We start from the raw sequence: 8964 nt of genomic DNA, 5'->3' as shown, positions 1-8964 counted from the left end.
ACTGTTCCACGACCTGATCCTGAATACACCAAGCTGGAGTATCAGCACCGAAGTATTCACTTACCTGCTGTTCGCCGCGATTTGCCTGTTCGCAAAAGGCCGGGCCAGGCTGCTTGTTTTTGCGTTCTTGTCAATGGCCGCCTTGGCAATCTCGGTCTGGGCATCCGTCACGTTCAATCAAAGCCTGGTCAAGGTCGGTTGCCTGTCGCTGACCTATGACTTCGGCTTTCCTCGCTCGGTGTTTTCGTTTTTCCTGGGCGCCCTGTGCTGGCACTGTTGCCGGGCTTGGCAGCCTGATCGCGCGGCATCCACACGACTGCCCGCATCGATGCTCGCCTTGCTTGGCGCCGCCCTGCTGGTCGCGGGGCTCACGCTGGTGGACCGGCAGCCGGCTTGGGCATTTGCATTTCCTTTTGCATTTGCACTGCTGGTTTCAGGTGTGAGCACAGACCAGGGCTGGCTGGCCGACGCACTCAAGACCCGTCCTTTGCAAATCCTGGGCGAGCGTTCGTACTCGATCTACCTGCTGCACATGCCGCTGGTCATGATCTTCGGGAACATTGCGCACCGGGTCGAGTCGCCGTCTTTGCGGCTTGCCGTTTTACTGAGTTACGTCGCCACCTTGCTGATACTGTCCGGCTGGACCTACCGTTTCGTCGAACAACCGTTCCGCACGAAATTCAATCGCCTGGCGTCCCGTACCGCAGTGACTGCCAGTGAACCGGCGCTGGCAAAAAAGTGAGCGGCCAGATCAAAAGAGCAACTCTCTTGCGATTGCGCAATATGGCGTTTGGGCATCGGTACTACGATGGCATCGGTTCTTCACCGAAGCACCACTCCCTGGAAGTTTTGGCCCGCATCCGCAAGGTTGGCGGGCCTTTTTTTTGAGGCAATATCCGCAAGCCTGGCGTCAAGCATGCCCCTGCTGCTGTTACCATCTCGGCCATGCTGAAAATTACCATTCGCGCGGGCCGCTTTTCCTGCGTGGCGCTCACCTGCTGGACACTGCTCGCTTGCACGCCGCCACTTGACTGGCGCGAAGTGCGCGTCACCGAGACGCCGTATGTCGTGCTGATGCCCGCCAAGCCGACTGCCCATACCCGCACCGTCAAGCTTGACGCCACCGATCTCGCCATGACCATGCGCGGCGCCGAGGTCGAGGGCGTCACCTATGCCGTGGGCACAGTGACCTTGCCCGACGAAGCCAGGGCAGCCAGCGCTGCCCGCGCCCTGCAGGCGGCGCTGGTGCGCAACATGGGCGGCGCGGTCCGGCAGGAAAAGCAGCTCATCGTGTCGGGACTGCCAGTGACCGCCATACAGGTTGACGGCAAGAACGCACGCGGCGAAGCGATCCGCCTGCATGCGCGCTTTGCGGCACGCGGCCCGTTTGCGTACCAGGCTGTGGTGCTCGGCGCGGCCGCCAAAGTCCGCACCGAGGCGGCCGACATTTTCCTTGATTCATTCCGACCTGGCCAGCAATGAGCACGACTCCCCGATACCTGACCGGCGCATTGGCTATCCGGGTATTCCTTTGCTTCGCATCGGGATACCTGTTGTCGTATGCGTTCCGCTCCATCAATGCGGTGATCGCGCCGGTCCTGCTGACCGACATGAACCTGTCGAACGCCGACCTGGGGCTGCTGTCGTCGGCCTATTTCGTGACCTTCGCGGCGCTGCAACTGCCAATGGGCATCTGGCTGGACAAATACGGCTCCCGGCGCACGGAGGCGGCCTTGTTGTTGTTTGCCGCCGCCGGCGCAGCCATTTTCGCGGCCAGCACCAGCCTCACCGGGCTCTGGATAGGCCGCTCGCTGATCGGCATTGGCGTGTCCGCCTGCCTGATGGCCGCACTGACCGCGTTCCGGCAATGGTATGCCCCGGAGCGACAATCGCAACTGGCCAGCTGGATGCTGTTTTCCGGCACCGCCGGGGCGCTGTCGGCAACCGTACCAGTGAGCCTGGCGTTGCCCCTGCTGGGGTGGCGCGGCATTTTCTGGATCATGTCGGGCCTGATCCTGCTGGTTGCACTGGCGGTGTTTTTCCTGCTGCGCCCGGCCGAACGCCAGATTCCCCTGGTTGCCCGCGTGGTCGAGCCCGGCGTTGCCACCCAGGGCTACCGGACGATTTTCACCAATGGCTATTTCCAGCGATTGGCCTTGATCGGCTCGGTCTGCCAGGGCACATTCCTGGCGCTGCAAACGCTCTGGATCGGGCCGTGGCTGGTGACCGTGCTGGGACTGGACCCCGGCACCTCGTCCGAAGTGGTGTTCGCCTTCAACCTGGCGCTGATGGCCGGCTACCTGGCGCTGGCCTGGTGGGCCCCAAGAATGGTGGCCCAGGGCGGGCGGCCCGGCTGGCCAGTGACGACCGTGCTGACCGTGGGCATGAGCGGCACGCTGGTGGCGCAGGCGGGCATCCTGATGATGGACGGCAGCTATTCCTGGCTGCTATGGATCCTGCTGGCGATATTCACGCCGGTAATCACGCTGGCACAAACGCAGATCAGCCTGACCTTCCCGGGTAACCTGGTCGGGCGCGCCAACAGTGCTTACAACATGACCGTATTCGTGATGGCCTTCGCCGTGCAGTGGAGCATGGGAATGGTGATCGACCGCTTCAAGCTGATGGGGCTGGTTCCCGCCGACGCCATGAAGGCGGCGCTGGGGATTTTCCTGGTGCTGCAGGTGGCGGCGGTAATCGGTTTTGCGATGCATCGTAGCCGTGGCCAGCCTGCTGCTGTATCGTCATAGCGGATCGATCGTGATCAATAAAGAAAGAGGAATTCCATGCTTGTCACATTCAAATCCAAGGCCGCGGCGGACGTGCTGATGTACAAGGAACACGCGAAACGCATGCTGGACCTGCTGGGTAAGGACATTGAACGCGGCGTCATCAGCACGGCCGAGACCGGGCCGGCGATCGCACGGCTGGAACAGGAAATTGCCGAGATCCGGGCCCATGCGACCACGGAAGAGATCCGCCATGACGTCGAGATCCACCAGATTCCCGGCCAGGAAGACCATGAGCACGAACCCAGCCAGCCGGTCAGTTTTGCCACCCGCGTCTATCCCTTGCTGGAAATGCTGCGCGCGGCGCACCGCGAGGGTCACAACGTGGCCTGGGGTATCTGAGATGCTCCGGAATTCGATCGGGCGCTGCGTTCCTTGAGTCGCGACGCCATGCAAAGTCCGCCGCCCCAGGGCTCGCTGGCGGCGGCGCTGCTGCTGGCAGCCGAGGCAGTGGCCGCAGTCAGCGCGGGCACGGCACTACCAGCGGCGCTGGCTGCGGTGTTCGGCCCCGCTGTCTCGCCAGAGACCCGGGGCGCTACGCAGGATATCGCCTACCGCTGCATGCGCCGGCTGGGCACGGCCAATGCAATCATCGAACTGGTGACGCCGCGACCGCCCGAACCACCCTTGCTGGGAGCCCTGCTGCAATGCGCGATCAGCCTCGTGCTCGATCCGCAACGTCCCTACGAGCCCTATACCGTGGTCAACCAGGCGGTCGATGCCGCCGCAGCCAGCCCGCGCATGGCGCATGCAAAAGGCATGGTCAATGCCGTTCTGCGACGCGTGCTACGAGAGGAGCGGGCACTCACTCAGAAAGTGTTCGCCAAGCCGCCTGCGCGCCATAACTACCCGCAATGGTGGATCGAGGGCATGCAGCGCGCATGGCCCGGACAATGGGAATCGATCCTCGCTGCCGGCGACGCACCGCCGCCGCTGACCCTGCGCGTGAATTGCCGCAAGACCGACGTCCCAGGCTATCTCGACCTGCTGGGGGCCCATGGCATGCAGGGCATTGCATTGGGGCCGCAAGCTGTGCGGGTGATGCAGCCGGTTCCGGTGTCACGGCTGCCGGGCTTTGCCGATGGCCTGGTCTCGGTCCAGGATGCTGCCGCCCAAATGGCAGCGCCGCTGCTCGACCTGCACGATGGCCAGCGCGTGCTGGACGCCTGTGCCGCGCCCGGAGGCAAAACCGGACACATGCTGGAACTGGCAACGATCGACCTCACCGCCGTGGACGTCGACCCGATGCGGCTGGGCCGGGTGCGTGACAACCTGGACCGGCTTGGCCTGCAGGCGGCGCTGGTACAAGGCGATGCGTCCAGCACCGATTGGTGGGATGGCAAGCCATTCGACCGTATCCTGGCCGACGTTCCCTGCACCGCGTCGGGCATCGTGCGCCGTCATCCGGACATCCGTTGGTTGCGTCGGCCGGAGGATGCCCGCCGCCTGGCGCGCCAGTCTGCCGCCATGCTCGACAATCTCTGGCGCTTGCTGGCGCCGGGCGGCAAGCTGTTGCTGGTAAGCTGCTCGCTGTGGCCGGAAGAGTCGGCGTTGCAGGCGCAAGCCTTTGCGGCACGGACCGGTGCAATCGTCCTGGAAGCGCCAGGACAACTGCTGCCCGAAGCCAATCTGCAACAAGATCATGACGGGCTTTTCTATGCGCTATTCCAAAAGCCGGCAGTTTGATAGAGTAATGACGACTTAGGTTTCGCCCACAAGACGTCCCGGCACGCTGCACGGCCTCCGATAACTAGAAAACCGCTGACAGCGGCCCGACCCCAACGCCATCACCAGTGACTCGACGACTATTTCAGGCAGGCTGGATCTGGGTGGCGTTGGCCCTCGCACTGTCCACACTGATGTTGCCGGCATCCGCGCGCGCCGACGGCGTGGAAATCGTGCAGGCGCATCTTGAGACCAGCGATGAAGGCGTGCGCCTTTCCGCCGACTTCCGGTTCGAACTCAATCGCGGCCTGGAAGACGCCTTGTTGCGTGGCATCCCGATGTACTTCACGACGGAAATCGAAATTTTCCGTCCGCGCTGGTACTGGTTCGACGAAACCACCCTGCGCGCAGCACAGACCACACGGCTGTCGTACAACGTACTGACCCGGCAATACCGGATCTCGACCGGCGGCCTGCAACAGGGCTTCGCCGAGCTTGACGAAGCCCTGTCGCTGATACGCCGGCCACCGCGCTGGCTGGTGGCGCCGCGCGGCGCGCTCAAACCCGGCGAGACCTACCTGGTCGCCTTGCGCATGGGGCTGGATGTCGGCCAACTGCCCAAGCCATTCCAGGTCAATGCCATCAACAACAGCGATTGGCGCCTGAGCTCGAACTGGCGCTCGTTCAACTTCCGCCTGGACGGACGGTGACACGCGCGCTGCGCTACCTGCTGGTCGTCGGTGGCGCCGTCGCATGCATCCTGCTGTTCCTGCTCGCCTCGGCAGCCGAAAACTCGGCTTTCTTCGACCGCCATTATCCCTGGCTGCTCGGCCTTAATGCACTCATTGCAGTAGCGCTGCTGGGCCTGGTGGTGCTGCTGCTTACACGCCTGTACCGTCGCTATCGGGCGCGCCGCTTCGGGTCGCGGCTGATGGCGCGCCTGGTGATGATGTTTGCCTTGGTCGGCATCCTTCCCGGGCTCGTGATTTACCTGGTGTCGGTGCAGTTCGTGTCGCGTTCGATCGAATCCTGGTTTGACGTGCGGGTCGAGTCGGCGCTCGAATCGGGGCTCACCCTGGGCCGCACTGCACTGGAAAGCGCCTTGTCGGACCTGGCGGCCAAGGGGCGCAGCATGGCCACCTCGCTGGGTGATGCGGCAGATGGCGGGCAAGTCATGCAACTGTCGCGGCTGCGCGAACAGAACCAGATCCAGGAGGCCGTGATCGTCTCCGGCAGCGGCCGGGTGATCGCCTCCGAAGGCGTGGCGCTGGGCGTGCTGCGGCCCGACCTGCCATCCACGGCCATGCTCACCCAAGCCAGGCTGCACCGCTCCTATGTGGCACTGGAAGGCGGCAGCGAAGGGCTTTCATCGGCCGTGCCGCAGCCGGAAAGCGTCCCGCTGCGGCTGCGGGTGGTGGTGCCGATTCCCTCGCTGTCAAGCGCCCTGCCGCTGCCCAGCGAACAGCGATTCCTGCAATTGCTGCAGCACGTGCCGGCCCAGCTCGCAAAAGATGCCGAAGCGCTGCGGGCAGCGTACAGCGAATACCAGGAGCGTTCGCTGGCGCGCTCCGGATTGCGCAAGATTTACCTGGTCACCCTGACGCTGACGCTGCTGCTGGCCATCTTTGGCGCGATCAGCAGCGCATTCCTGATTGCCAGCGAACTCGCCAGGCCCTTGCTGCTGCTGGCACAGGGCACCAAGGCAGTTGCCGAGGGCAACCTGTCGCCGCGGCCGATCGTTGCCAGCAATGACGAGTTGGGAACCCTGACCCAGTCCTTCAATGCCATGACGCGCCAGTTGTCGGATGCGCGCGCTGCGGTGGAAACCAACCGTTCCGAACTGGAGACGGCAAAAGCCTATCTTGAATCGGTGCTCGCCAACATGTCGGCCGGCGTGATGGTGCTCGACCAGCATTTCCATATCGAGACCTGCAACCAGTCAGCAGAGCGCATCCTGCAGCATGCGTTCGGGCAGGAGATAGGCCGTCCGCTAGCGGCCATCGACGGCCTGCATGACTTTGCCGAATCGATCACGCAAGCGTTCTCCGAACAAAGCGCGCAGCGTGCAGGCGACCAGGCCGCGCCCGGCGCGCACTGGCAGCAACAACTCGAGCTGCCAGGGCAGGTACCCAACAGCGATGGCGACAACACGCTGACGCTGCTGGCGCGCGGCTCGCGGCTCCCGGTCGGGGACGGCATGGGCTATGTCGTGGTATTCGATGACATATCCGATGTCATTTCGGCACAGCGCTCGATTGCCTGGGGTGAGGTAGCAAGGCGCCTGGCGCATGAAATCAAGAATCCGCTGACCCCGATCCAGTTGTCCGCCGAACGCCTGCAAATGAAGCTGGAAGATAAATTGGCGCCACCTGATGCCGCCATACTGCAACGGAGCACCAGGACGATCGTCAACCAGGTCACCGCAATGAAGCGCATGGTCGACGACTTTCGCGACTATGCAAAAACGCCACCGGCGGTGCTCGCGCCACTGGACATCAACGCCTTGGCTGAAGAGGTCCTGGCGCTGTACATGGCGGGCGACGAGCGCGACATCATCCATAAGCAATTGGCAAGCGGACTGCCGAAGATCATGGGCGATGCCACCCAATTGCGTCAGGTCATACACAACCTGTTACAGAACGCACAAGACGCCGTGCTGGAACGCGCCGACAATAGCAGTCCGGCACACATTGATGTCATTACCGAGGAAATCCGATACGACGACGCAAATGGTAACCAGCGATCAGCTGTGCGGCTTTCGATCACCGACAATGGCCCCGGCTTTTCCCAGAAGCTGATGGCGCGCGCTTTTGAGCCCTATGTCACCACCAAGCAGCGCGGCACTGGCCTGGGACTGGCGATGGTCAAGAAAATCATCGAAGAACATGGCGGCCGTATCGACCTGCACAATCGAACCGATACAAACGGGGCTAGAATATTTATCCTCTTGCTAAAGTTAGCCGAAACTAATTAAGAGCGCGCAGAACCCGTCGGCTCCCATAGAATACGCCGCGTCTCAGGGAGACCTACAACGAGAAGGCAACACATGGCAAACATACTGGTAGTTGACGACGAGATGGGCATTCGGGAATTGCTCTCGGAGATATTGGGGGACGAGGGTCATGTCGTGACCACCGCCGAGAACGCGCAGCAGGCGCGCGCGATGCGCGCAGCGGAAACGCCGGATCTTGTCCTGCTGGATATCTGGATGCCCGACACCGATGGCGTAACGCTGCTCAAGGAATGGCAACGCGATGGCCTGTTGACCATGCCGGTCATCATGATGTCCGGCCATGCAACGATCGACACGGCGGTGGAAGCAACCCGCATCGGTGCACTGAATTTTCTGGAAAAACCGATCTCGCTGCAAAAGCTGCTCAAGTCGGTACAGCAAGGCCTGCAACGCAACCAGGAACCACCCCGGCCGACCCTGATGACGTACGGTCGCCAGCCCGAGGCTGCGCACCCGCCTTCTGCGCCACCGCCGCAAGTCGCAGCACTTTCTGCGGCCGGTGAGCCTGCTGCCGAGGACGCTACTCCTGCGGCTGCGGCCGGCTTTACTGTCTCGTTCGAATTGCCGCTGCGCGAAGCGCGCGATGCGTTCGAGCGCGCCTATTTCGAACATCACCTGGTGCGGGAAGGCGGCAGCATGACGCGGGTCGCCGAGCGTACCGGCCTGGAACGGACCCATCTGTATCGCAAGCTCAAGCAGCTAGGCGTGGAGCCGGCCAAGCTGGTTCGCCGTGGTGGCTGACGCCACACCGATCCCGACACTCATCGTTGCCGGCGGCAGCGCCGCCGAACGCGAACACCGCATAGCCGATGCACTGGCAAACCGGCCACCGGCCCGCACGGCAGTATTGCTGGAGGGTTTGCCCGACGGCAGCGCCCACTTGCAGGAAAGCCCCGAGCTCGTGATCGCACGCACCGTCGCCGGTTGCCTGTGCTGCACCGGCAACCTCGTCATGAAAGTCACGCTCAACCGCCTGTTGCGGACGCACCCTTCGCAGCTCTTCATTGGCGTGGCCAGCACCGGGCACCTCGCGGCCTTGCATCTGGTGCTCTCGTCCCCGCCTTATTCTGCGTACTTGTGTGTGATGCAAGAGGGCGCCACCTGAAAGCTGGCACGGGTCGTGCGTGCGGTTAAAGAACAAGCAAGCAGTGGAAGTTCTTGAAAACGGGCCCGACAGCGCCATGTACTGTTCAGGGAGTCGTGCAGGCCAACTTACATGCTGTAAAGGAGTTCAAATGAATCTGATCTATAACAGCGACCAATACAGCGTCGTTGAATTCATTCCGGATGACGCACGCGAAGCGCTGCGTTTTGGCGGCTATGAAATCATGGACAAGGCGTGCAAGAAGGAAATCTTCATCGGCGGTAGCTTGGCTGAAGCATTCCGCCGGAATGTCGAAGACCTGATCGCAACCCAACCCACCGAAGAAGATATCGACGCCTTCCTGGGCAATTACGATGTCCTGATGAGCCAGCCCGTGCTGCTGCACTGAGAAG

At 62.6% G+C, this 8964-nt stretch carries 10 protein-coding genes; all 10 read left to right on the top strand.

Annotated features, from left to right (window positions below):
• On the top strand, positions 1-742 hold a 742-nt coding region (locus Q7T64_RS13970; protein ID WP_304796931.1), incomplete at its 5' end, for an acyltransferase.
• A gap of 203 nt (positions 743-945) precedes the next feature.
• Positions 946-1482: a hypothetical protein gene (locus Q7T64_RS13965; RefSeq protein ID WP_304796929.1), complete on the top strand. Its 537-nt coding sequence runs from the start codon at positions 946-948 to the stop codon at positions 1480-1482.
• Positions 1479-2750: an MFS transporter gene (locus tag Q7T64_RS13960; RefSeq protein ID WP_304796927.1), complete on the top strand. Its 1272-nt coding sequence runs from the start codon at positions 1479-1481 to the stop codon at positions 2748-2750. The genes Q7T64_RS13965 and Q7T64_RS13960 overlap by 4 nt, the downstream gene beginning before the upstream one ends.
• Positions 2751-2786: 36 nt before the next feature.
• Complete coding sequence (locus tag Q7T64_RS13955) at positions 2787-3131, top strand: DUF1840 domain-containing protein (RefSeq protein ID WP_304796924.1); 345 nt, start codon at positions 2787-2789, stop codon at positions 3129-3131.
• Between the two features lie 48 nt (positions 3132-3179).
• Positions 3180-4475, top strand: coding sequence for a 16S rRNA (cytosine(967)-C(5))-methyltransferase RsmB (gene rsmB, locus Q7T64_RS13950; protein WP_304796921.1), 1296 nt, complete (start codon positions 3180-3182; stop codon positions 4473-4475).
• A gap of 173 nt (positions 4476-4648) precedes the next feature.
• Positions 4649-5164 (top strand): DUF4390 domain-containing protein, encoded by a 516-nt coding sequence (locus Q7T64_RS13945; protein ID WP_304796918.1) that lies wholly within the window; start codon positions 4649-4651, stop codon positions 5162-5164.
• Positions 5161-7428, top strand: coding sequence for a PAS domain-containing sensor histidine kinase (locus tag Q7T64_RS13940; RefSeq protein WP_304796915.1), 2268 nt, complete (start codon positions 5161-5163; stop codon positions 7426-7428). Before Q7T64_RS13945 ends, Q7T64_RS13940 begins: the two co-directional genes overlap by 4 nt.
• Before the next feature lie 72 nt (positions 7429-7500).
• The gene (locus Q7T64_RS13935) at positions 7501-8208 is read left to right on the top strand and encodes a response regulator (RefSeq protein ID WP_304796911.1); all 708 of its coding nucleotides are present in this window, start codon (positions 7501-7503) and stop codon (positions 8206-8208) included.
• Entirely contained in the window at positions 8201-8572 is a 372-nt protein-coding gene (locus Q7T64_RS13930; RefSeq protein ID WP_304796909.1) for a GTPase, read from the top strand. Before Q7T64_RS13935 ends, Q7T64_RS13930 begins: the two co-directional genes overlap by 8 nt.
• 130 nt (positions 8573-8702) lie before the next feature.
• Positions 8703-8960 carry a DUF3567 domain-containing protein gene (locus Q7T64_RS13925; RefSeq protein ID WP_304796906.1) on the top strand — a complete coding sequence of 86 codons (258 nt, stop codon included), beginning with the start codon at positions 8703-8705 and terminating at the stop codon, positions 8958-8960.
• Positions 8961-8964 lie beyond the last annotated feature (4 nt).

The sequence above is a fragment of the Lacisediminimonas sp. genome, from assembly GCF_030645335.1.
GTDB lineage: Bacteria > Pseudomonadota > Gammaproteobacteria > Burkholderiales > Burkholderiaceae_D > Lacisediminimonas.
Note: the sequence above shows the minus strand (reverse complement) of the source record. Positions and strands in the feature narration are given on the sequence as shown.